This is a genomic window from Proteus sp. Marseille-Q3619 (genome assembly GCF_965283115.1).
Map to the genome: position 1 here is coordinate 1,613,349 of NZ_CBDIMP010000001.1, position 23,893 is coordinate 1,637,241.

Annotated in this window: 15 protein-coding genes and 1 tRNA gene; 4 read left to right on the top strand and 12 right to left on the bottom strand. The window is 38.9% G+C overall.

Translation table 11 applies throughout. The features are described from left to right. The first annotated feature begins 250 nt into the window (after nt 1-250). Nucleotides 251-326 (top strand) — tRNA-Phe (locus tag ACWPWK_RS07355). Nucleotides 327-504: 178 nt separating this feature from the next. On the opposite strand, the gene ACWPWK_RS07360 is transcribed toward ACWPWK_RS07355, so the two are convergent. The 5 genes from ACWPWK_RS07360 to ACWPWK_RS07380 form a co-directional block, all read right to left on the bottom strand. Then, entirely contained in the window at nt 505-1,764 is a 1,260-nt protein-coding gene (locus ACWPWK_RS07360) for an HlyD family type I secretion periplasmic adaptor subunit (RefSeq protein WP_109374259.1), read from the bottom strand. A 16-nt stretch (nt 1,765-1,780) separates the two neighbouring features. Further along, nucleotides 1,781-3,946 (bottom strand): type I secretion system permease/ATPase, encoded by a 2,166-nt coding sequence (locus tag ACWPWK_RS07365; protein ID WP_109374258.1) that lies wholly within the window; start codon nt 3,944-3,946, stop codon nt 1,781-1,783. Nucleotides 3,947-3,970: 24 nt separating this feature from the next. Continuing rightward, the gene (locus ACWPWK_RS07370; protein WP_109374257.1) at nt 3,971-5,224 is read right to left on the bottom strand and encodes a TolC family protein; all 1,254 of its coding nucleotides are present in this window, start codon (nt 5,222-5,224) and stop codon (nt 3,971-3,973) included. A gap of 102 nt (nt 5,225-5,326) precedes the next feature. After that, entirely contained in the window at nt 5,327-12,970 is a 7,644-nt protein-coding gene (locus ACWPWK_RS07375) for an Ig-like domain-containing protein (RefSeq protein ID WP_454208621.1), read from the bottom strand. 121 nt (nt 12,971-13,091) lie between these two features. Continuing rightward, nucleotides 13,092-13,373 (bottom strand): helix-turn-helix domain-containing protein, encoded by a 282-nt coding sequence (locus ACWPWK_RS07380; protein WP_109373306.1) that lies wholly within the window; start codon nt 13,371-13,373, stop codon nt 13,092-13,094. A gap of 676 nt (nt 13,374-14,049) precedes the next feature. Here ACWPWK_RS07380 and ACWPWK_RS07385 point away from each other — a divergent pair. Then, nucleotides 14,050-14,604: a helix-turn-helix transcriptional regulator gene (locus ACWPWK_RS07385; protein WP_454208624.1), complete on the top strand. Its 555-nt coding sequence runs from the start codon at nt 14,050-14,052 to the stop codon at nt 14,602-14,604. Here ACWPWK_RS07385 and ACWPWK_RS07390 read toward each other — a convergent pair. Further along, nucleotides 14,583-15,437: a helix-turn-helix domain-containing protein gene (locus tag ACWPWK_RS07390; RefSeq protein WP_109373304.1), complete on the bottom strand. Its 855-nt coding sequence runs from the start codon at nt 15,435-15,437 to the stop codon at nt 14,583-14,585. The genes ACWPWK_RS07385 and ACWPWK_RS07390 overlap by 22 nt on opposite strands. A gap of 123 nt (nt 15,438-15,560) precedes the next feature. On the opposite strand from ACWPWK_RS07390, the gene ACWPWK_RS07395 reads away from it, so the two are divergent. Together ACWPWK_RS07395 and ACWPWK_RS07400 are read left to right on the top strand one after the other, a co-directional pair. Then, entirely contained in the window at nt 15,561-16,208 is a 648-nt protein-coding gene (locus ACWPWK_RS07395) for a CPBP family intramembrane glutamic endopeptidase (RefSeq protein WP_109373303.1), read from the top strand. A 601-nt stretch (nt 16,209-16,809) separates the two neighbouring features. Continuing rightward, on the top strand, nt 16,810-17,775 hold the full coding sequence (locus tag ACWPWK_RS07400; protein WP_109373302.1) for a helix-turn-helix domain-containing protein: 966 nt from the start codon (nt 16,810-16,812) through the stop codon (nt 17,773-17,775). Nucleotides 17,776-17,845: 70 nt separating this feature from the next. Here ACWPWK_RS07400 and ACWPWK_RS07405 read toward each other — a convergent pair whose 3' ends face one another. From ACWPWK_RS07405 to ACWPWK_RS07430, 6 genes are all read right to left on the bottom strand, one after another. Beyond that, nucleotides 17,846-18,130, bottom strand: coding sequence for a ferredoxin family protein (locus tag ACWPWK_RS07405; protein ID WP_109373301.1), 285 nt, complete (start codon nt 18,128-18,130; stop codon nt 17,846-17,848). Next, nucleotides 18,127-19,413 carry an FAD-dependent oxidoreductase gene (locus tag ACWPWK_RS07410; protein ID WP_109373300.1) on the bottom strand — a complete coding sequence of 429 codons (1,287 nt, stop codon included), beginning with the start codon at nt 19,411-19,413 and terminating at the stop codon, nt 18,127-18,129. Before ACWPWK_RS07410 ends, ACWPWK_RS07405 begins: the two co-directional genes overlap by 4 nt. A 63-nt stretch (nt 19,414-19,476) precedes the next feature. Continuing rightward, on the bottom strand, nt 19,477-20,418 hold the full coding sequence (locus tag ACWPWK_RS07415; RefSeq protein WP_109373299.1) for an FAD-binding protein: 942 nt from the start codon (nt 20,416-20,418) through the stop codon (nt 19,477-19,479). Between the two features lie 11 nt (nt 20,419-20,429). Further along, nucleotides 20,430-21,206, bottom strand: coding sequence for a putative electron transfer flavoprotein FixA (fixA, locus tag ACWPWK_RS07420; RefSeq protein ID WP_109373298.1), 777 nt, complete (start codon nt 21,204-21,206; stop codon nt 20,430-20,432). A gap of 53 nt (nt 21,207-21,259) precedes the next feature. Next, on the bottom strand, nt 21,260-22,399 hold the full coding sequence (locus ACWPWK_RS07425; RefSeq protein WP_088494521.1) for an acyl-CoA dehydrogenase family protein: 1,140 nt from the start codon (nt 22,397-22,399) through the stop codon (nt 21,260-21,262). Nucleotides 22,400-22,494: 95 nt separating this feature from the next. Beyond that, nucleotides 22,495-23,814, bottom strand: a complete 1,320-nt coding sequence (locus ACWPWK_RS07430) for a GntP family permease (protein WP_109373297.1) — start codon at nt 23,812-23,814, stop codon at nt 22,495-22,497. Nucleotides 23,815-23,893: the final 79 nt, after the last annotated feature.

A 23,893-nucleotide genomic window follows, 5' to 3' on the forward strand; every position in this document is an offset into this window, starting at 1 on the left:
ACTCAATTTCTATCTGTAGAGTAGCAAAAAACAAATTTAATCATCAAAAAAAGAGAAGGTTTTCTCTTTGATATGCAAAAAAGTGAATATCTTTACTGATTGTTATTTAAGCATTTTTTGCTAAAAAAACGCTTATGATGAAAATTTAAACTCGAATAGAGTAAAAAGAAAGCAAACAAACTTATTTTTGCATTTTTTATTAAAAAGACGTTGACGCATCACGCTGAATACGGTTTAATGCGCCTCGTTAGCCCGAATAGCTCAGTCGGTAGAGCAGGGGATTGAAAATCCCCGTGTCCTTGGTTCGATTCCGAGTTCGGGCACCATCTTTAGAAAAACCAGCCTTAGGGCTGGTTTTTTGCTTTCTACTCTTCATAATTTTCAATATCTCTTTTCAAACGAGACAATCCCTTTATTGCATTATGACTTTTCTTGTTCTCTTAAAATATTATTTCTAATGCAGCCTTATTATATGAACAAGACTGCATAATATTAAAAATAGAATTATCTTTCTTGTAATGCTTGTTTCATCCTAGTTATTGGCTTAATCAAATATTGGAATACTGTTTTTTCACCCGTCTTAATATCCACACCAGCAATCATCCCTGGAATGACAGGTAATTCCTTTCCGTTTTTGTCAGTAAGATGACTACTCTGTGTAGTGACTAACACACGATAAAAAGCTTCATCTTGATTGAGTTTTAAATCACTAGGTCTCTTTTGATCATGCAATGTATCTGGGCTAACTAAAGTAACAATACCTTCCAATCCACCATAAATAGCGTAATCATAAGCAGTTAGTTTGACTAATGCAGGCATTCCTGTACGGACATAAGCAACATCTCTCGGGCTGATATAAGCCTCAACTAATAGTTGGTCTTCCAATGGGACAATTTCCATAATATCCTGCCCTGCTGAAATTACTCCGCCAACAGTATTAATACGTATATTTTTGACTATACCTCTTAATGGAGCCCGTATTAATGCTCGTTCGACCGGATCAGCACGCCCTGCCATATTTTCCCTTGCCTGAGCTAATTCGGCTTCTGTTTTAACTAACTCAGCACTTGCTTCCGTTAAATATTTATTTTTCTTTTCATTTATCTGAGATTGAATATCGGCTGACTGTCGCTCCATTCGCAACAATTCCACAGCTGACATCGCACCTTGTGCAACAATAGGCCTTGTTATTGCAATCTCTCTGTCTAATAAGGCTTTACTTTTTTGTAAATTATCTATCCCTGACTCCAGTGCCTCTTTACGTATATTGTATACCGTTGTTTCACGCGCCACTAAATCAGCGGCTAATCCCTCAGGGAATTTTAGTTCAGTAGAATATGCCTCCGCTTTAAGTCTTGCTCGGATTGCTTCCAGATTATCAACTTTCGCTTCACTTTCCCTTAAAATAGCCGATGAACGGGTATCATCTAGAGTCAACAATACTTGTCCTTTCTCAACAATATCCCCTTCTTTTACCTCCATGCTTTTTAATATACCAGCATCTAATGTCTGGATGATCTGCTCTCGACTGCTGGGAATAATACTACCCTGCCCACGAGTAACTTCTTCAAGACTACTGTTCCATGCCCAAATAACAAAAATAATCAGAAAAATCAGCAACATTGTGATCATCATAAAGCTCTTATGATGTTTTTCGTGCTGAAGCGCTGCATGTAAGTCATTTAGAAGTGCTAAATCTTTATTAGAAAAAGCCTCTTTAGGATGACTTGGCGATGTCACTTGTTTTTTATTTAATTCATTCATTTCAACATTCTCAATCTTACTTATCTGTTTTGGCTTTTGAGTGAACAGTTATTTGTTTTTCTTTTTCATTTTTAGCTAACTGTTGTAAGACCGCATCTCTGGGGCCATCCATCACCACTTTACCGTTATCAACAACAATTATTCGGTTGACGATACTCAGAACCTGAGGTCGATGAGTAACAACCAATAATGTTCTTGCACGACACCATGCTGAAATGGCATTTAATGCCTGAATTTCTGAATATTGATCAAGTCCCGTTGTTGGTTCATCAAGTAAGACAACTTTTGGATTTCTCATCGTCATTCTAGCCAAAGCAACAATTTGTTTTTGCCCACCAGAAAGACCTAACCCATTCTCCCCCAAGGACATATCTAAGCCTCTTGGATGCTTTTTAATGACTTTATCTAAACCAAATCGCTTTAGTGCTACAATCAAATCTTGATCACTAGAAAAACCATCCATACGAGCTAAATCAAGATTTTCTCTTAAACTACCTAAAAATAATCTTGGTTCCTGCTCTAATAACAACACCTGATTACGCAAATAATGAGGATCTATTTGGCGAATATCGACATCATCTAGTGTGATGTTCCCTTGTTCCGTCGGATATAACCCAGCGGCTAATTTTAAAGTCGTTGATTTACCACTGCCAATACGCCCAAGTATTCCGACTTTTTCACCTGGCTTTATTTCAAATGATAAATTTTTCACTACACTGCTACTATCTTGATTATAAGCAAATGAAACATTTTGGAATTTTATATTTCCATTCATTTGTTTTAACGTAATATATTTCCTATCAGGTTCACGTTCTGAAGGTCTTTCAACAATACCGTTTACACCTTTTAAGGCGACCCAAGCCTGTTGAAAGCGTATAGCTAAACCCGCAATTTGCCCTAATGGTGATAATGCTCTACCGGATAAAATAACCGTTGCAATTAACGCCCCCATCGTAATTTTATTTGCGGGATCATCACTATGAATTAAATAAGTACCGATAATAACTAAAAATATCGTATTTAACTGTTGCATCATAACAGCAAAATAAATAACAAAATTACTGATATTTTTAACTTTCATTGATGAGGAAGCGGTTTTTGCCGTGTAATAATCCCAACGCTTTTGTGCCCAATTCATTGCATTATTCGTTTTTAACGTTTCTATGCCTTCAATCGCTTCTACTGCTAATCCTTGTCTTTGAGATGATTCCTTCATTGATTCATTAATATATTTTGATAAAGGGAGCTGAGCTAAAAGTCCAACAATAATAACCAGTGGAATTATCGTAAGTGGCACCAAAGCCAAGCTTCCCCCAACCAGTGCAATGACCGAGACAAATAAAATTAAAAAAGGCATATCAACTAATGTTAATAAACTTGCACTCGTCATAAAATCACGGACAGATTCAAAATCTCGTAAATTATTAACATAGGAGCCAGATGATATAGGCCTTTCCTGTAATTTAAGATTTGTCACTTTTCTAAATAAAGCCGAGCTGATAATTAGGTCAGCCTTTTTACCCGCAATATCCGTTAATCGTCCTCGGATCATCTTTGCTGTAAATTCAAATAATATCGCGATAATTACACCAATACTTAAAACCCAGAGAGTTTGATATGACTTATTTGGTATTACTCTGTCATAAACATTCATGACATATAATGAACTAACAAGTGCTAGAAAATTAATTACAAAAGTAGCAAAAATAATTTGATAATAATATTTTTTAAAGCGCCAAATAACTTTAAAAAACCATGCCTTAGGCATCGTATATTCGGGCAATTCTGAACGTACATCTGTTGCGATACGAGGCTTAATAAACCAACAATAACCTAAATACTTTTCATTTAATTCTGATTGAGTTAACCAAACAGATAAACCATCGACTTGCTGAATTTTATATTTACGCTGCCCAGTTTCATCAAATGAAATTTCTGTTAAAACGGCACTCTCTTCATTTTTTAATAATAATAATACTGGCATAGCCAGAGAGGGAATATCATCTAATAAACGTTGTGATAATGTATTTTCAAATCCTTCACTCTTCAGATATTCAACCAGTGATGAAAAATCAATTCCCATCTTTGCGGTACGGATTGTATGCGCAGTCAGTGTAGCCACGGATAAATGTGTGCCTAATAACTGAGTTGTAAGAGAAAGACCTTCTATGATCAATTTCATAACTACAATATTTACCTTAATTTATTAATGTGCGAGTGAATTAAGTGCCCAGCGAGAAAGTGTTCCTTGCGCATATAAATAATCAAGCATTCCATACCTAAGATCACTCAATGTGGTGGCATAAGATAATTCAACATCAGATAGCTCTTTTTCTGCATTCAAAACATCTAACAAAGAACGGCGAGCAACATTAAATTGCAATTGATAAAAATCGACGACTTTTGTCGATGATAAAATTTGTGCATCTAATATCTTTAATTTTTGAGTACTTTTTTGAATATTAATTACAGATAAGCGTCTTGCTTCTTCAATATCTCGAATAACCCTATCCATTCGCTGTTGAGCAGCATTTAACTGACTTACTTTTTCATCAACAGAATATAATGATGAAAAATTAATAATATCCCATGTCACATCAATACCTATCTGACGATCATCTTTAGTTATATTTCCAGTTAAATTAATTCTTGGTAATTGTTTTTTATTTTCAACTTTAACGCCCATTTTTTTAGCGTCTATATCGGCTTGGCTCACAAGATAGGCCGGATTTTGATTATTATTTTCCGCAGTGAATTCTCTATACATATCACTGACTGTCATTCCATCAAAAGGATTGACAAGATCACTCTCTCCAACCGGAAACCCTGTATATTTTGATAACGTACTCAGCGTTGTCATTAATTCTTTTTCATAATAGTTAATATCTTGCTCTACTAATATTTTTCTTGCTTCTGCCTGAACATATTCAGAAATACGCCCTTCATCATTACGAGCTATTACATTTAATTCAGATATAATCTTATTATGTCTATCTAAACTCTTTTTCTTTACCGCAATAGATTCTTTAGCTAATAACGCTTTTAAATAGAGGTCTGATATGGTGTAAGCAACATTTTCTTTCGTTTCGCTATATTTAAATTGATAATAGAGCTGTTCTTTTTCATTACGTTCAACATCATTTTCTATTCCACCAAAAGAATAGAGATTTAGCTCCCCTCTTAGCCCTGGAGTAAAACTATTATTATCATAATCACTTTCATCACGATGATATTGCCCTAATAGTTTATTTCCAGTGACGCTTATTACGGGAAAATGTTGAGCCCTAGCCTGATTAACTCTGGCAACCGCTATATCTACATCGGCTTTAGCTTCTAATAACTCTGGCGCATTATTTAATGAGTTATTTAATATATATTTTAAAGAATTAGCATGTGAATTAAATAATACGCCTCCAAAAATAACAAACGTTATTATTTTGAGTTTATTTATAGAAAACACAGATATTACCCCTAATAAAAAATAAAATCTAAATATAGAAATTTATGATTGGCTAATAAGGCTGCTCGAACGAGCAGCCTTAGATTTAATTAAAACAGATAATTAGAAAACACCTCCATTATCAATAATATTATTATCGATATAGACATTAGCACCACTTGTACTACTGTAAAGCGTATAAGTATGCTCAGTGCCATCTAATGCAGTTGCTTTAGTTGTTGTGGCTGTAGCAGTAAATGTCCCTAAGGTGTTAACTCCGTCAGCCCCTAAATCAACTTTATCATTAGCATCACCGGAAATATAAAGCGTTGAATTGTCATTTATAGCCAATACATCCGATACTGTTAATTTAATGGTTTGAGCTGAATTGTCTGCTTTCAGATTACTGCCAACAGTCATATCCACTTTCTCGAAGCCAGTAATACCTTCATTGTTCCCTGTCGCCAGATTGACAGAAATATTACCTGCCAGAACCAGAGTATCACTACCTTCTCCACCGTTAATGGAACCTTGATTACCAATAGGTTTGGTATCATAGTCTTTTGTCAGAACAACGATATCATCACCAGCACCCGCATCAATGGTTATATTACCATTTGAAATAGTGCCAATTTTGATTGTGTCATTCCCCTCACCACCATCAATGGTTGTCGCAGCTGAACCTAAAGTTGCACTAGTGGAATCAAATACGTCATCACCCGCCCCTAGTGAAATAGTGGCGTTATATGCTCCCTCAGTAACGGTAACAGTATCATTACCATCCCCCATAGAAACAGTAGCACCACCATAAATCCATCCAGCAGTTAAGGTATCGGCATTATCACCGACAGAAACATTACCAGTCAGATTTTTAGTGATAGTGATATTATCACTACCATATCCACCTAAAATTTCACCGGATACAGAGCCATAAATAGTGACGGTATTAACATCTGTAACTGCGTCAATATTAGTGTCATTACCCAGACTGAAATTGCCACCATCCTGATAAACAGAAAGATACTCTTTTGGCAGATTTGACTTAGCTTGAGTACCACTCCCCAGATCTAATAAACCAGATAATTCGGTATTATTTTGAGAATTAGCATCCCCTTGGGTAAAAGTATCACTGCCTGAGCCAAGATAGATTTGACCAGCATTTGTTACCCCTGTACGTTTAATCGTAACGGTGTCATCACCAGATTCCATAAAGAGATAACTGCCAGCATACATAACACGCAACGCCGTATTCATACCATCCATAGTAAAAGTATCATTACCTTCACCAGCATAGACTCGGGTATTGGCTAACATATTACCGCGAACCACCATCAGGTCATCACCAGCCCCTAAATCAACAGTTGTAATACTTTGATTACCATCTGTTTTTGTACCATCAGGTCCATTATCTGAAGAGTTAGCCACATTGCTGTATGATGAAGTTTCGCTACCATCCTGATAATAACCAACATAAATTGTATCGTTATAATCAGTTGTTAACATAGGATCAGCATCACCGCTGTTAGCACCGATAGTATATCCAAAATCGTTTGTTCCCGCTTTAGATGAGGATAACGAATATTTCAGCGTAAAATCACCATCCAGATTACGTAATGAAATCGGGTTACCATCATAAATAACACCCGTTGCTGAAGCACCCGCATTATTTACTATATCTGTTGCGGCTGTAGCGTTGTCAGATGTTCCCGTAATGGTTGCAACCACTTTTTCCATACCCTCGGCATTAAATGCATTTTGGTTAGCTTCCATTGTTGGATCAACCATAAATGAAACACTCTTAGAGCCAGCAGGAATAACAACCGTTACTGTTGATGCTCCATCATACGTTACTTTGCCTGTGTCACCATGCAGGACAATTTTTCCGTCGTGCTGAGAGCCTGCAAGCGTTGAATAATCTGGCGCACTGGCATGACCCACACCATTTGTTAAGGTTATTGTCACAGTCACATCTTGTGCTGCAACAGAATCTAAAGCAACGGTATACACTAATCCGGTAGTACCATCTGTGTCTTCAACGGTTGCAGGAACCTCTGTTACTTCACCGGAAACAGAGGCATCTGCACTAATCTTATCCCCTTTGCTATCCGTTGATGTTGTATCAACACTGATACTCACTGTCGGTAACACATCTGTTTTAGATGTTGTTGTTGCCGGATCACTTTCATTACCACTTGGATCTTTAGCAATTGCGGTCACTTCACTGTTATCTTTTACATTATCAGACGGAATAGTAGTGTTATTACCTTGACTGTCTGGGATCAAATTAGGATCGCTAGATGTCCAGCCATTATCCCCTTTCTCCATTGTTACAGTCTGTTTATCACCGTTTTCATCTTCAAACGTAATTTCAACAGTATCACCTTTATTGGCATCCCCCGGCAGTTCAACGGAAACAGAACCGTTATCTTCTGCATTTAATACTGGTGCCGATGGTGCAACCGTATCAACAGTAAAGTCGGTTGCTTGACCTTGACCACTCGTGTTGCCCGCAGGATCGGTAATTTCTGCTTTCACAGAATAATTGCCATTCGGAGTTGCTTTATCCGCTGGGATAGTGACATCCGCTTTACCCGCTGTTACTTCATCCGCTGTCAATGTGTGTTCAACGGTGTCAGTAGTGCCATCAGGTTTGGTAATAGTCAGTGTCAGAGTGTCACCCGCAGCACTACCACCCGGTACGGTCACTTCAGTTTGTACGCCGTCTTTTAACTCATCAGCATTCACACCGTTTGCCGCTTCTGGAATAGTCACCACCGGTGTTGTATCTACAGTGCCGTCACCGTCAGTATCCCCCGGAATTTGCGTATCAACAGTAAAGTCAGTTGGTTGACCTTTTCCACTGGTGTTACCCGCTGGATCGGTGATTTCAGCCGTAACAGAGTAGTTACCGTCTGCCGTCACTTTATCCGCTGGAATAGTGACATTCGCTTTACCGGCTGTCACTTCATCCGCCGTCAGTGTGTGTTCAACAGTGTCAGTGCTACCGTCAGGTTTGGTGATCGTCAGGGTGAGTTTATCCCCTTCCGCACTGCCTGCTGGCACGGTCACTTCGGTTTGTACACCGTCTTTTAGCTCGTCAGCATTTACACCGTTGGTTGCTTCTGGGATCGTGACTACAGGAGTCGCATCCACGGTACCATCACCGTCAGTGTCGCCTGGAATTTGTCCATCAACAGCAAATTCCACTTTATTCCCTTGTTTCGGCGGATTACTTCCCTGAGTTAAACTGACATCCACGCTATTTTGACCGTCTTGTACTGCGTCTTTCGGAATATCCATTGACACTTTGCCTGCCGCCACGTCATCTTTCGTGACAGTGTGCGTGACCGTTTCAGTGGAGTTATCTGGACGAGTAATGGTCAGCGTAATTTCAGCACCTTCTGCGGTGCCTGCTGGCAAGATCACTTCGGTCTGTAAACCGTCTTTCAGTTCATCCGCATTTGCATAACCATCGGCCACTTCTGGGATAGTCAACACTGGCGCATCGGTGACACCATCGGTTTTTGAAGTCACAGTTGAAGGGTCACTTTCATTACCGCTTGGATCTTTGGCAACACCCGTTACTTCGCTGTTGTCTTTTACATTATCCGCAGGGATCGTCGCTTTATCACCATTGCTATCCGGAATTAAAGCAGGGGTATCCGATGTCCAACCATTGTCGCCTTTTTCTAAGGTCACCGTATGTTTGTCACCGTTTTCATCTTCAAACGTAATTTCAACGGTATCGCCTTTATTGGCATCCGTTGGCAGTTCAATAGACACCGAGCCGTCATCTTCTGCTTTTAATTCTGGTGCTGAAGGTGCAACTGTATCGACCGTAAAGTCAGTTGGCTGACCTTTTCCACTGGTGTTGCCCGCAGGATCAGTAATTTCCGCCGTAACTGAATAGTTACCGTCTGCCGTCACTTTATCCGCGGGGATAGTTACCTCGGCTTTACCCGCTGTCACTTCATCTGCCGTCAGTGTGTGTTCAACAGTGTCAGTGCTACCGTCAGGTTTGGTGATCGTCAGGGTGAGTTTATCCCCTTCCGCACTGCCTGCTGGCACGGTCACTTCGGTTTGTACACCGTCTTTTAGCTCGTCAGCATTTACACCGTTGGTTGCTTCTGGGATCGTGACTACAGGAGTCGCATCCACGGTACCATCACCGTCAGTGTCGCCTGGAATTTGTCCATCAACAGCAAATTCCACTTTATTCCCTTGTTTCGGCGGATTACTTCCCTGAGTTAAACTGACATCCACGCTATTTTGACCGTCTTGTACTGCGTCTTTCGGAATATCCATTGACACTTTGCCTGCCGCCACGTCATCTTTCGTGACAGTGTGCGTGACCGTTTCAGTGGAGTTATCTGGACGAGTAATGGTCAGCGTAATTTCAGCACCTTCTGCGGTGCCTGCTGGCAAGATCACTTCGGTCTGTAAACCGTCTTTCAGTTCATCCGCATTTGCATAACCATCGGCCACTTCTGGGATAGTCAACACTGGCGCATCGGTGACACCATCGGTTTTTGAAGTCACAGTTGAAGGGTCACTTTCATTACCGCTTGGATCTTTGGCAACACCCGTTACTTCGCTGTTGTCTTTTACATTATCCGCAGGGATCGTCGCTTTATCACCATTGCTATCCGGAATTAAAGCAGGGGTATCCGATGTCCAACCATTGTCGCCTTTTTCTAAGGTCACCGTATGTTTGTCACCGTTTTCATCTTCAAACGTAATTTCAACGGTATCGCCTTTATTGGCATCCGTTGGCAGTTCAATAGACACCGAGCCGTCATCTTCTGCTTTTAATTCTGGTGCTGAAGGTGCAACTGTATCGACCGTAAAGTCAGTTGGCTGACCTTTTCCACTGGTGTTGCCCGCAGGATCAGTAATTTCCGCCGTAACTGAATAGTTACCGTCTGCCGTCACTTTATCCGCCGGGATAGTTACCTCGGCTTTACCGGCTGTTACTTCATCTGCCGTCAGTGTGTGTTCAACAGTGTCAGTGCTACCGTCAGGTTTGGTGATCGTCAGGGTGAGTTTATCCCCTTCCGCACTGCCTGCTGGCACGGTCACTTCAGTTTGCACGCCGTCTTTTAACTCATCAGCATTCACACCATCTGCCGCTTCTGGAATAGTCACCACCGGTGTTGTATCTACCACACCGTCACCGTCGGTATCCCCCGGAATTTGCGTATCAACAGTAAAGTCAGTTGGTTGACCTTTTCCACTGGTGTTGCCCGCTGGATCGGTGATTTCAGCCGTAACAGAGTAGTTACCGTCTGCCGTCACTTTATCCGCAGGGATAGTTACCTCGGCTTTACCGGCTGTTACTTCATCTGCCGTCAGTGTGTGTTCAACAGTGTCAGTGCTACCGTCAGGTTTGGTGATCGTCAGGGTGAGTTTATCCCCTTCCGCACTGCCTGCTGGCACGGTCACTTCAGTTTGCACGCCGTCTTTTAACTCATCAGCATTCACACCATCTGCCGCTTCTGGAATAGTCACCACCGGTGTTGTATCTACCACACCGTCACCGTCGGTATCCCCCGGAATTTGCGTATCAACAGTAAAGTCAGTTGGTTGACCTTTTCCACTGGTGTTGCCCGCTGGATCGGTGATTTCAGCCGTAACAGAGTAGTTACCGTCTGCCGTCACTTTATCCGCAGGGATAGTTACCTCGGCTTTACCCGCTGTCACTTCATCCGCCGTCAGTGTGTGTTCAACAGTGTCAGTGCTACCGTCAGGTTTGGTGATCGTCAGGGTGAGTTTATCCCCTTCCGCACTGCCTGCTGGCACGGTCACTTCGGTTTGTACACCGTCTTTTAGCTCGTCAGCATTTACACCATCTGCCGCTTCTGGGATAGTCACTACTGGTGTTGTATCTACCACACCGTCACCGTCGGTATCCCCCGGAATTTGCGTATCAACAGTAAAGTCAGTTGGTTGACCTTTTCCACTGGTGTTGCCCGCTGGATCGGTGATTTCAGCCGTAACAGAGTAGTTACCGTCTGCCGTCACTTTATCCGCAGGGATAGTTACCTCGGCTTTACCCGCTGTCACTTCATCCGCCGTCAGTGTGTGTTCAACAGTGTCAGTGCTACCGTCAGGTTTGGTGATCGTCAGGGTGAGTTTATCCCCTTCCGCACTGCCTGCTGGCACGGTCACTTCGGTTTGTACACCGTCTTTTAGCTCGTCAGCATTTACACCATCTGCCGCTTCTGGGATAGTCACTACTGGTGTTGTATCTACCACACCGTCACCGTCGGTATCCCCCGGAATTTGCGTATCAACAGTAAAGTCAGTTGGTTGACCTTTTCCACTGGTGTTACCCGCTGGATCGGTGATTTCAGCCGTAACAGAGTAGTTACCGTCTGCTGTCACTTTATCCGCTGGAATAGTGACATCCGCTTTACCCGCTACTACTTCATCCGCTGTCAGCGTGTGTTCAACAGTGTCAGTGCTACCGTCAGGTTTGGTGATTGTTAGAGTGAGTTTATCCCCTTCAGCGCTACCACCCGGTACAGTCACTTCGGTTTGTATGCCGTCTTTTAACTCTTCAGCATTCACACCATCTGCCGCTTCTGGGATAGTCACTACCGGTGTTGTATCCACCACGCCGTTACCGTCGGTATCGCCTGGAATTTGAGTATCGGCAGCAAATTCCACTTTATTCCCTTGTTTCGGCGGATTACTTCCTTGAGTTATACTAACATCAACACTGTTTTGGCCGTTTTGTACTACATCTTTCGGAATATCTATTGACACTTTGCCTGCCACGACTTCATCTTTCGTGACGGTATGTGTAATAGTTTCAGTGGTGTTATCTGGACGAGTGATGGTTAGCGTAATTTCTGCGCCTTCCACAGTACCTTCTGGCAAGGTGACTTCTGCTTGTAAACCGTCTTTCAGTTCATCCGCATTTGCATAGCCATCCTCTACTTCTGGAATACTTAAAACTGGTACATCTGTTACAGGATCTGGTTTTGCTGTTACAGTAACGTCATCACTTTTATTACCGCTCGGATCTTTTGCACTTGCGGTAACGTCGCTATTATCTTTTATCTTGTCATTAGGAATAGTGACATGATCGTTATCTGTATCAGGAATCAAGTCCGGATTGCTTGATGTCCAGCCATTATCGTCTTTCTCTAGTGTGACAGTATTTGAGTTACCATTCTCATCTTCAAAAGTAACATCTACAGAATCACCTTTGTTTGCATCTTTTGGTAAATCGATAGAAACAGAACCATCATCTTCAGCGGTTAATCCCGGTTTACTTGGTGCAGTGACATCTGCATCATTACCTTTATTGTCACCACCATGATTTCTATTAGCTAAAAAGATCGCTAATGCACTACCGATAGAACCCGCAACCCATAAAAATAGGCCAATTCCATCATCATTATCAGAAAGAGTACCGGTTTCACCAGCAACTAAATGCTCTAAAACAGGACCATCTTGAGTAATAGTGGCTTCCCCCATTACCCCATTTTGATCTAAGACATTTAAAGTTGCATAACACTGTTGCTCTCCTGGTTTGCATTCTTCCCAGAAATCTTTAATTACAACTTCAAGATCTTGTTCTTTACTAGATAAAATAAGATCATCCGATTTACGAAGTGCTTTAATATCTAGTGGTGAAAGATTTGTTTCAGAATCAAATAATTGATAAACCTCATTTGGCTTTGCCGTTATTACATGCTTTGCATGCGGATTTAACTGCACTTGTATATCTGAATTTTTTTCAGAAAAGATAAATTTCATAATAATTACCTAGCATTAGAATAGAACCTCTAAACAGAAGATACTTGCTGTTTATTTAAAAATTTCTTTATTAAGAATTAGTTACAAAATGATATTCTTTCCTTTTTCATTCTCCTTACATTTACATTTTTTTATCTTTATGAATATATTCACAATTACAATCAATAATTATTCTCTTTTTACTGTCTAATATTTTTATAAAATGAAGGATGGAAATATTTAAAATAAAGCAAACTTCTATTAGTGTAGAAACGCTCCATTTAACATCACCTCGTTCTAGGCGAGAATAATGTTGTTGACTTATATTCATTTTCTTTGACATATTAATCCCTGTCAGTTTTTTAGCCTTCCTTATAGCTTTAACCTCGTTTCCTATTACATAATTAATATTCCAGCCATACATCTTAATTACCTAATTCAGGGATAAAGATAGAAATACTACAAATACAATTTCACTTAAGTTCAGTGTATCACCTAGCCTCACGCCCCAAATCAAACAAACAAATAAATAAATGCCACAAAATAACAAACAAGATATCTATCAACAAAATAGCTCACAGAAAAAAAGATAAATTGCCACAACTTTTAATTAAATCGCCAAAAATGTTAAAACACATCCTTATAATCAAAGTTATACTCACATTCATGTAATTAACCTTGAAAAAATTAGTCTTTAACCAAGCTGGTTCACACAAAAAATAACACTAAAAGATAAATAAATATCACTATTTGCCACCCTGCGATAAATGTAATTTCATTTATAAAAATAAAACCATAGACTGATCATTAATATTTATCATTACTATTTAACTAATTTAATTTGGATTAAAGTGAGTCTATTTACATGAAAGATTACTATTTTCATTTAAAAAACTTAACCCTATCTAATTACATTATGCTACTAACAAAAGACAGCGAAATACGAATAGAAACAAATAACTTTAAAAAATCAATAAATAAAAATAGTATTGCTCTAATATCAAAAGATATAAAGTTCGATGTATATTTTTCTAATATAAATAAACCAACCTTACTTTATTTATCTTGTGATATTCTTAGAGATGCGTTAAAAATAAACCTTGCCTCTAACCATTAGATTAAAAGAGAATGCGCAGAATATTGAAAATAATATTTTAATAAAAAAGGCTCAACCAGAAGATATTCTATTATTTAATAAATTAAAAAGTAAATTTAACAATGAAATTGTCACGTCTGATAAAATAGAACATGAATATATATTAAAAATAGCATGCTTATTGAGCGGATTAGAAATAAATATGATGGGTTTTATCTATGAGATGTATAACTCATCATATACAAATAAAATCATCAATATCATTAGTGAAGATTTAAGTTATGAGTGGACAATAAAAGATATTAGTAAAAGGCTATATATTGGAACATCATCTTTAAGAAAAAAACTAGAGGCTGAAAAAACAAGCTTTACTAAAATATTAACAAAAACAAGAATGGAACATGCTATAAATTTATTAACAACAACAAATTTAAATATCAATACTATATCAAATAAATTAGGGTATAAAACAACTTCATATTTCATAAAAAAATTTAAAGAATATTACAATACAACACCTAAAAAATTACTAAAAAATCATACTACAGGAACGAAATAATCTAATGAACATATATTACTTTTATCTTTCATATCGTTGATATTAAAAACTTCAATATCATAGCTATCTCTTTTTTTAGCCTTTAACTTTGATAGCTCTCTAAAATAAATAACATTAGATAATATGAGATATTCATCCCATGTACCATAAAATGAAAATTTATAATACCTATCACCATTTGTAGAAACAAAGGTTTCATGTTTATTAGTAAATTCAAAAAAATTATATACAGCTAAAATGTTCTTAGTGGAGGTAGTTCTTTCACATCTATAATATACGTTTAAATAAATTTCAGAACTATTTTTTATTAAGCTTTTTAATTTATCTATTTTATTTTTATTCTTAAAACCTAATCCCGTTCGAGTAACTTTTGCCTTAAGCTCAAAAGGAATATCAACATAAAAAACACTTTCCTCATTTTCAGAAGGTAACAGACAAACAAAGCTCTCACTATTCATTAAGTTAGGGAAAGTTAAATATTTGTGTTGCGGTATATAATCAGTAAAATCCCAGTATGCACAGCTCCGGTAAGCACTTGGTGTTATTTTAAAGTATCTTTTAAAAGCTCTTGAAAAGTTCTGTTGAGAATTAAATTGATAAATAATCGATATATCTAATACAGATAAACTTGTTAATCGTAATAAAGTTGCAGACAACGATAAACGTCTCGCGAGGATATATCTAGCAATCGTCTTACCAGTAAAATGATAAAACAAATCTTGAAAATGCCTTTTACTGTATCCTGATTTTTTTATAACATCATCTTGAGATAAAGGACTATTTAAATTTTCTTCAATCCAATCGAGGATAGCCTGTAAAAGATTTTCTTTCAAAATTTAGCCTTATATTAGCTATAAGTTATTTATATTTATTACATTAACACAAAAATTATTTTTATCATGCATAATAAATAAAACAAATTACTTATCTGATTACCTCCCCAAGGACAAGCATAAATGGAATTTCCCAAAGATCGAGTTTACCATTCAGTCATCTGCGTACTTGCCTTTATAGGCTACTTCTTTTCCTCTTTTAGCCTATTGCTAACGCCTTCACCTATTGCACTGTATCAATCGACTTATATCATCTCATTGGTGAGCTTTTTTATTTACCTTCCCTACTGCCTAATTATTTGGTTTGCCTATCAAAAACACATTACATTAATGCCATTAGGCCGACTTCAATGGCGAACATTAAAAGCTCCTGTCTTAGCATTACTGGGATTATTATTTATCGGCATGTTTTTAGGATCTGACGATGATTCATGGATAGCCGAGGTTGAACCCATTACAGGATTTGCTTTCTTCCTGTTTGCCCTTGCTGTTATGTTTATTGCTCCGATTACTGAAGAGATCATTTTTAGAGGTTTTCTATTAAATGCAGGCATGTGGTATGGCAATACAGGAAAATGGATAGCGATTATTCTTTCTTCACTGCTATTTTCAACTATGCACTATCAATATGAATCAATCTCTACATTTATTCTTATTTTTATTGTGGGAGTTATCTTTTGTTTAGTAAGAATAGGAACTCGTTCATTAATCGCACCTATTGCCCTACACTGCATCAATAATTCAATCACTATTCTTTTCTTAATGATATAGCACGTTTATTTAATAAAACTCTCTTTGATATAGAAAAATGGTTATTATTAATAACTAATATTTAAAGAGTTTTATTACTTTTAGCTAAATATTTTTTATAATAAAAAAATATTTATTATCTATAATTATCTTACTAACGCATCTTAAAAATAAATTACATTATTAACCATAAAAAATCATCTTATTAACAAGCCATTATTTAAATTACATAAAATCCATATTAACTCACACTCTGAAAAGAATGAAATAAATAAGATATTAATAAGAATCACTCTTAATTTATTTATGAGATCTCTCTCTAAAGATAGGAAATTAACTTAGGATTAATAGCATAGAAATGCTAGCATAAAAAATGCTATAAATTAATTCTATAATTTACATGATGTTAGTTTAAATAAATTAAAAATTTTTAAATATATTGTCTTCAATTTATTAACAAGAAAGATAATGAATATCTCCGTTAATAATTATTTAAACTTACTATTCTAATTTTAAAATTAAAGTTATAAAAACATTATTCTATTTCAACCTGGTTTAAGTCGTTTTTATACTAGATTGATAGCAACACAACAAAAATACTTTCAATAAAAGTGGGCGTACTATGAAAAGCATGTTTACGACTCGGGAGCTCCCTGACGTAGATCGGTTTTCCGTATTCAGGGATACAATAAAAGACCGCTTTTTATCGTCTTATGAATGCAATGAAGTCGAATTGCCTCCTCATTCTCGATTTTATGCCAACATTGTCGAGCAGAAGGTGACAAATATTCGCTTTATTCAGCTAGAGTCTAATGGTCACTGGGCGAGTAGCCGTCCTTTAACTCATAAACTTAGCTTGGAAGAGCATTTTCAAATTGAGATACAGCGTTCAGGAACTAGCCATCTTACTCAAGATGGAAGAACCGCATTTCTACGGCAAGGAGACTTTTGTATTTTTGATATGGCAAGACCCGTATCATGGTCTTTTGATAACGATTACTCATTATTTAAAATTTTGATCCCAAGGGAGAAACTAGCATCACGTTTAGGTAATACCCAAAATCTTACTGCAAGAGCAATACGAGGCAATAGCATTACAGGCTCCCTCGTTTATAGCTTTGTGATGCGCTATATTCCGTTCTTAGACTCAATGCCACCACAACATGCACAACAACTTTCCGATATTTTATTGAATTTAATTACGTCTGCTTTCAGTGAATACAGTATTGCAACTCCACCTCAAAGCTTAGGAAGATCAACACTGTTTTATTTTGCCCAGCACTATTTAGAGCAACATATTTCCGATCCAGATTTAAGTGTTAATCAATGTGCAAATGCTTGTGGGATCTCTGTGCGCTATTTACAGATGTTATTTAAAGAACAAAATACCTCTGTACTTCGTTGGATCTACCAAAAACGCCTTGAGAATTATAAAGCGGCTTTAGTTAATCCTCTCTTGGCAGAGAAAAATATTACACAATTAGCTTATGAATGCGGATTTAGCGATATTTCTAATTTAAGTCGAAAGTTTAAATCCGAATTTTTTATGACGCCTTCAGAATATCGAAAAATACATTCGTTAAGATAAATAGACTAATTATCTCCCCCTCTAGTTAAAATTTTGGAGGTTACGCTAAAGGGGGATTGGTGTTGTTACATTAACCGTAACGAAATTCAATGCCTAAAGTGCCACATGGATATTCCCATTTCTTTAAAATTGTTTCACCACATAAAACACGGCAAGTTCCGCACTCTAAACAGCCCGCGTAATCAAAAAGGTATTGTCCTTTTTCATCTTTCTTATATAACCCAGCAGGGCAAGCTTTCATTAAGATGTCAAATTGTGCAGGATCGATATCATCCTTTAACACAATATGTGGATTTTCTTCATCCACATTAAATTTATTGACGCCTAATTTAACGTCTACGTTGACTTGACTCATAAAGAACGTACCCCCTTAAACCCATCTTTAATTAAGTTCATTACACCCACTTTCTTAACTTGAGACAGTATTTTCTTACGCACTGGTTTTTCTGGGCCATTAATCACAAATAAATCATGCATTACATTAGCCGCCATTTGCGGGTAATCCGTAAAGAATCTTGTATTATCAAGGAAAGAAGGTAAGTCTTTGTATAACTTCATATCTTTCATCACAAAGCTGTCATTTAATAAAGATTGGTAGCAACTTAATTCTTTTTGGCTATAACTGTTTTGCTCTTTCGCCATTAATACCGCTTTTGCAGCCGCTTCACCTGAAGCAATCGCTAAATCCATTCCTCTTACGGTATAGCCGACATTAAGGCAAAAACCTGCGGCATCTCCCGCCACTAATACGCCATCTTTCACTAATTCAGATACCATATTCATGCCACCCTCTGGCACCATATGCGCTGAATATTCTAATAATTTGCCGTCTTTGATAAGTGGTGCAACAACAGGGTGTTGTTTAAAATCTTCTAATAATTGAGGAACCGTTTTTTCGAATTTATCGACATTATGTAGCCCTAAAACAAGACCTAAAGAAACGGTATTTTTATTGGTATATAAGAATCCGCCACCTAAATATCCACCTGATGGTGCGCCAGCAAAAAGCCAAGCTAAGCCTTCATCATTAGTACAACCAAATCGGTCTTCCATTTGTTGTGGCGTGAATTCCAATAACTCTTTAACTCCTACCGCCACAGTGTGAGGGTTAACTTTTTGTGTCATACCTAATTGTTTTGCTAATAATGAATTAACACCATCAGCGAGGATAACCACATGGGCTTCAATTTCATCATCACCTGCTTTTACACCACACACCTTGCCTTCTTTCACCAACACTTCATCAACGCGAACACCCGTGATCACTTGTGCGCCAGCGTCTTCTGCTTTTTCCATTAACCATTGGTCAAATGAAGAACGTAATACGGTATAAGAGCGTGCAGCTTCCTCTTCTTGTTGCGTGTGTTGATAATCTAAAGTCACACCATCTGTTTCCGTTAGCATGGAAATTTTTTCACGCGTCACCAAGCGTTCAACAGGTGCTTCTTGGGCAAAATTGGGAATGATTTTTTCAAGGCTGTGCGCGTATAAACGTCCACCTGTCATATTTTTACTGCCAGCGAAATTACCTCGCTCTACAACTAAAACATCACACCCTGCTTGTGCTAATACATAGGCAGCAGTACCACCAGCAAGTCCACCACCCACAATAATGGCGTCAAAAATATCGTCTGACATACTTTCCTATCCTTTTATTATGTGTGGTCGCTTAGCAAATTATCACTAAGCGACCTACGGTGATTAGCCGCCAAGCTTCGCGGTTAATGCAGGTAACACTTTGTAGAGGTCGCCAACAATACCGTAATCCACCATATTGAAAATTGGGGCATTTTTATCTTTGTTGATAGCAACAATGACTTTTGCTCTATCCACACCTACCATATGCTGAATTTGCCCTGAAATACCGACAGCAACATAAACATCCGCACCTAAGGTCACACCTGAAACACCAATGTAGCGGTCGTGTTCCATCCAGCCTTCACCTTCAGCAATTGGACGTGAACAACCCACTTCGCCTTGAAGGGCTTTCGCTAATGCCGCCGCGAGTGCAATATCATCCGCCTTAGCAAAACCGCGTCCGATACCCACAACACAATGCGCTTTACCTAAATCAACGGTACTGCCTTGTTTTGGCTTACGCGCTAATACTTTTAATGTATGTGCAGGGGCGATAAAGGTACCTTGTACCACTTGTGCATTGGGTGCGTCGTTAATGACTTCCACATCTAATGCACTGCCCACAGTGGCAATAGCATAAGGTGAGCGAATTTCTGCTTTAGCATGCGCTAAACCACCATAGACTTGGTGTGTCGCAATCACCGTATTGTTTTCAATCGCAAGACTTAATGCATCACTGACAACACCAGCGTTTAACATCACACCAAGGCGAGCCGCAATCGCTTTTGCACGTTTTGATGAAGCAAGTAGAACCAATGCATTCGCCCCCGCTTCTTTAATAATTGCTGCAAAAGAGGCCGCATAATCTTCAGCGATCACTCCCTCTTGAGGTGCAAAACAGTACACACAATCAGCGCCTAAGTTGACACATTCACGCGTACTTTCATCATCACCAATAAACAGCACATTGACCTTTTCACCAAGACCACGAGCAAACGCAATCAGCTTTGCTAAATCATCCGCTTTTTCGGCATAAACAAAGGTAGTAGGTAGTAAACTAGCCATTTTTAATCTCCTTATTGATTAACCGCTTGGCGTAAATGTTCAGCAAAAGTGGCAATATTTTCATCTGAATCACCTTCTAAAATAATACCAAGGCGATCAGATTGCTCTGGCGCACAAACTTGTGTTTGCACAACAGTCAGAGAAGAAATATCAACACCGATATCGCCTAACCCTAGCTTTTCAACTGATTTTTTATTCGCCGCTAAAATGGCTTTCATTGAAGGGAGTTTTGGTGTGTTAATACTTGAAGTGACACACACAATGGCAGGTAATGTCAGTTCAAGTTCTTCAGTGATATTTTCTAAATCACGTTCAACAATGATTTTGTCGCCTTCAACGGTGATTTTGTTTACAGCGTTCACACAAGGTAAACCTAAATATTCACCAACGGCTAAACCCGTTTGTTGAGCGTATAAATCACCCGAACCTTCACCGAAAATGAGCAAGTCAAAACCCACTTTTTTTGCTGCTTGCGCAATAATATTGGCAGTATCTGTTGAATAAAGCGCGCTACATGCATCATCAGCAACCAGTGTTAATACATCAGGGCCACGCGATAAAATATCTTTTTTAATTTTCGCGTTTTCAACCATGGCACTTGTCCCCACACTTAATGCAGTTACAGTACTATCACCAAGGGCAGAGGCTATTTCTACTGCGGTTTCAATTGCATTCAAGTCATACAAACTAATTTTTAAACCCGCATTATCGGTTGCGAGTGTACGATCAGGCCGTGTTGTGATGTCTTGTTCGTCATGAACAACCTTACAGCAGGCAATAAGTTTCATAATTCACATTCTCCGTTTTGCACAATGCAACAAATTAATAAGCTCAAATCTCATTACGCTAAAATATGCTTAGCGATGACCATACGTTGCACTTCACTTGTGCCTTCAAAAATCTCAGTAAGTTTTGCTTCACGCATCAAACGTTCAACAGGATAGGATTTGGTGTAACCCATACCGCCATGTAATTGAACGGCTTTTTGAGTTACATAAGTGGCAGCTTCTGCTGCATAAAGTTTGGCTTGAGCTGATTCACGAGTGTAAGGAAGACCCGCCATTTTGGCGGCAGCGGCACGATAAACTAGCATACGTGCGCAATCAACACGCGTTGCCATATCCACTAATACCCATTGAATACCTTGATTAGCAGCAATGGGTTTACCAAATTGAATACGTTCTTTGGTGTAAGCAATAGTGGCATCTAAAGCGCTTTGTGCGATCCCTAATGCCAATGCAGAGCAACTTAAACGCCCGCCATCTAAGGTTTCCATCGCGATATTAAAGCCTTTGCCTTCTTCGCCTAACATAGCGCTGGCTGAAACAACACAATCACTGAAGCTCACAGAGCAGGTTTCAGAGCCGTTCATACCCATTTTGTCTTCAGGTAAACCAATGCTAATACCTGGGTTATCACGCTCAACTAAGAATGCGGTGATCCCTTTTACACCCTTACTTTTATCGGTCATGGCAAACACGATAAAGAAAGCACCTTGAGGCGCCGCAGTGATCCACAATTTAGAGCCATTAATCACATAGTTATCGCCTTGACGAACGGCTGTTGTTTCTTGAGCCGCAGCATCACAGCCCGCACTAGGCTCTGACAAACAGAAGCACCCTAATTTTTCGCCAGAAACCACACCTGGTAAAATGCGTGCTTTAGTCTCTTCATCAGCATATTTTTGAATGATTGGCCCTGTTAAAGAACATTGTGATCCCATGATCATAGCGTGAGAGGCGCTCACTTTAGCCATCTCTTCTGTGGCTAATACATAGCTAATAGCATCTGCTTCTGTACCACCATAAGCTTCATCAATGTTGAAACCAAAGAGTCCCAATTCAGCCATCGGTGCAACACTCTCACTAGGAAAGCGATGTTCTTTATCAATAGCACCCGCAATTGGTTTAATGTCGTTTTCAACGAACTCTCTGACCATATCGCGGATCAGGACTTGTTCTTCTGTTAGCTGAAAATCCATGTTTATCTTCCTCTGAGAATATTGATGGTTATCTCTATGGCGTGCGATTTCGCGTTTGTCGTCTTATCGCACGCATTAATGGGTTAACGTTGTGCCTACATCGTTGCTATTGATGCAGGTAAAAAGGTGTACAGCAGCAACATAAACATCATGGCTAACAGTGGGATAGCGAGGGTTAATGTCCCCACTGGCCCATAGCCCTCTTTATGGCTGACACCACAGACGCTAAAGACAGTAATAATCAATCCGTTAAATGGCGGTGTTGTACTCATAGATGCCATTGTGGCAACACGGTGTAATGAACCTTGATCAACCACGGTTGCAGGGAACATCGCGGCAATCATTGGCATGGCGATACTTAACGCACCAGAGCCTGAACCACTGATAAACACTAGCGCACCGACTGAAATTGCAGTCACAACGAGTGGATTAAGACCCGATTGAGCAATCGCTTGGAATGATTCTTTGAAGGCTGGTAACGTCATGACTAACGCACCAAATCCAACAATAACCGCCGTGTTAAAGAGGGAGGTCACCCCTTCCATCGTTCCTGCGGCTAAATTAGGTATGAGTTTTTTCCAATCTAGATAGCGTAAGTACACAATCAAGGCAGCAATAATGGCGCAGAACAGTGCAATAGCGGGATCCCATTTCAGGATATTCAGCACGACAAGTAGAATAAGCATCGGCAGTAATGCAACGAGCACATTCGGTAATTGGCGATCTTTTTTACCCTCTTCTGCTTTCGCCGTTTTTTCATCTTCAACCCAACCTTCACCTTTCGCTTTTACGCGCTTAAAGAGCCAAGTGAGATAAATAATCACTAAGGTGACTTGGAACAATGCTGTCAACATACCTGGTACTAAACCCGCAGTTGCTGACGTGCCTAGAAATTTCATTGGGATAAGGTTTTGGATCTGAGGCGATCCCGGCATGATCATCACAAACGTACCCGCACCTGCAAAATAGACAGCCGGAATAAGTCTGCGAGGAAGATTCGCTTTACGGAATAAACTCACCATCATTGAATAGACGGTAAACAGTGCAACAAACACTGACACACCGCCGTAGGCTAAAATGGCACAAGCCGCCACTAATGATGGAATAACGGCTCTTTCACCAAATTTACCAATAATAAAAGAGGCAACACTATCAGCAGCGCCACTGATAGCGGTTAATTTGCCAAAAATCGCACCTAGTACGAAAATGAAGAAGAAGCTGCCAAAATAGCCACCTAATCCGCCGGTATACACTTGTAATAGTGCATCGACAGGATTAAGCATATCTGGTGATACAAGCCATGCAGTCACAGCAAGAAATAGGCTGGTGGTAAAGACAGAAATAAAAATATGTATGCCTTTCATACACATAATCATTAATATCGCTAGCCCGATGATTAAACAAATAATACCCATGATTGCCCCACTTATATGTGTTAGGGTTCAATTGACCTGCGTAAATCACGCAGGTCTTTTGTGACTATTAATTAACGTT

What these genes read in the sequence shown, in the direction of transcription:
- ACWPWK_RS07380 (WP_109373306.1), bottom strand. Translation starts at nt 13,373, where the DNA reads ATGTATGGCTGGAATATTAATTATGTAATAGGAAACGAGGTTAAAGCT.
- ACWPWK_RS07425 (WP_088494521.1), bottom strand. Translation starts at nt 22,399, where the DNA reads ATGGATTTTCAGCTAACAGAAGAACAAGTCCTGATCCGCGATATGGTC.
- ACWPWK_RS07415 (WP_109373299.1), bottom strand. Translation starts at nt 20,418, where the DNA reads ATGGCTAGTTTACTACCTACTACCTTTGTTTATGCCGAAAAAGCGGAT.
- ACWPWK_RS07365 (WP_109374258.1), bottom strand. Translation starts at nt 3,946, where the DNA reads ATGAAATTGATCATAGAAGGTCTTTCTCTTACAACTCAGTTATTAGGC.
- ACWPWK_RS07405 (WP_109373301.1), bottom strand. Translation starts at nt 18,130, where the DNA reads ATGAGTCAAGTCAACGTAGACGTTAAATTAGGCGTCAATAAATTTAAT.
- ACWPWK_RS07360 (WP_109374259.1), bottom strand. Translation starts at nt 1,764, where the DNA reads ATGAATGAATTAAATAAAAAACAAGTGACATCGCCAAGTCATCCTAAA.
- ACWPWK_RS07400 (WP_109373302.1), top strand. Translation starts at nt 16,810, where the DNA reads ATGAAAAGCATGTTTACGACTCGGGAGCTCCCTGACGTAGATCGGTTT.
- ACWPWK_RS07410 (WP_109373300.1), bottom strand. Translation starts at nt 19,413, where the DNA reads ATGTCAGACGATATTTTTGACGCCATTATTGTGGGTGGTGGACTTGCT.
- ACWPWK_RS07375 (WP_454208621.1), bottom strand. Translation starts at nt 12,970, where the DNA reads ATGAAATTTATCTTTTCTGAAAAAAATTCAGATATACAAGTGCAGTTA.
- ACWPWK_RS07430 (WP_109373297.1), bottom strand. Translation starts at nt 23,814, where the DNA reads ATGGGTATTATTTGTTTAATCATCGGGCTAGCGATATTAATGATTATG.
- fixA (WP_109373298.1), bottom strand. Translation starts at nt 21,206, where the DNA reads ATGAAACTTATTGCCTGCTGTAAGGTTGTTCATGACGAACAAGACATC.
- ACWPWK_RS07395 (WP_109373303.1), top strand. Translation starts at nt 15,561, where the DNA reads ATGGAATTTCCCAAAGATCGAGTTTACCATTCAGTCATCTGCGTACTT.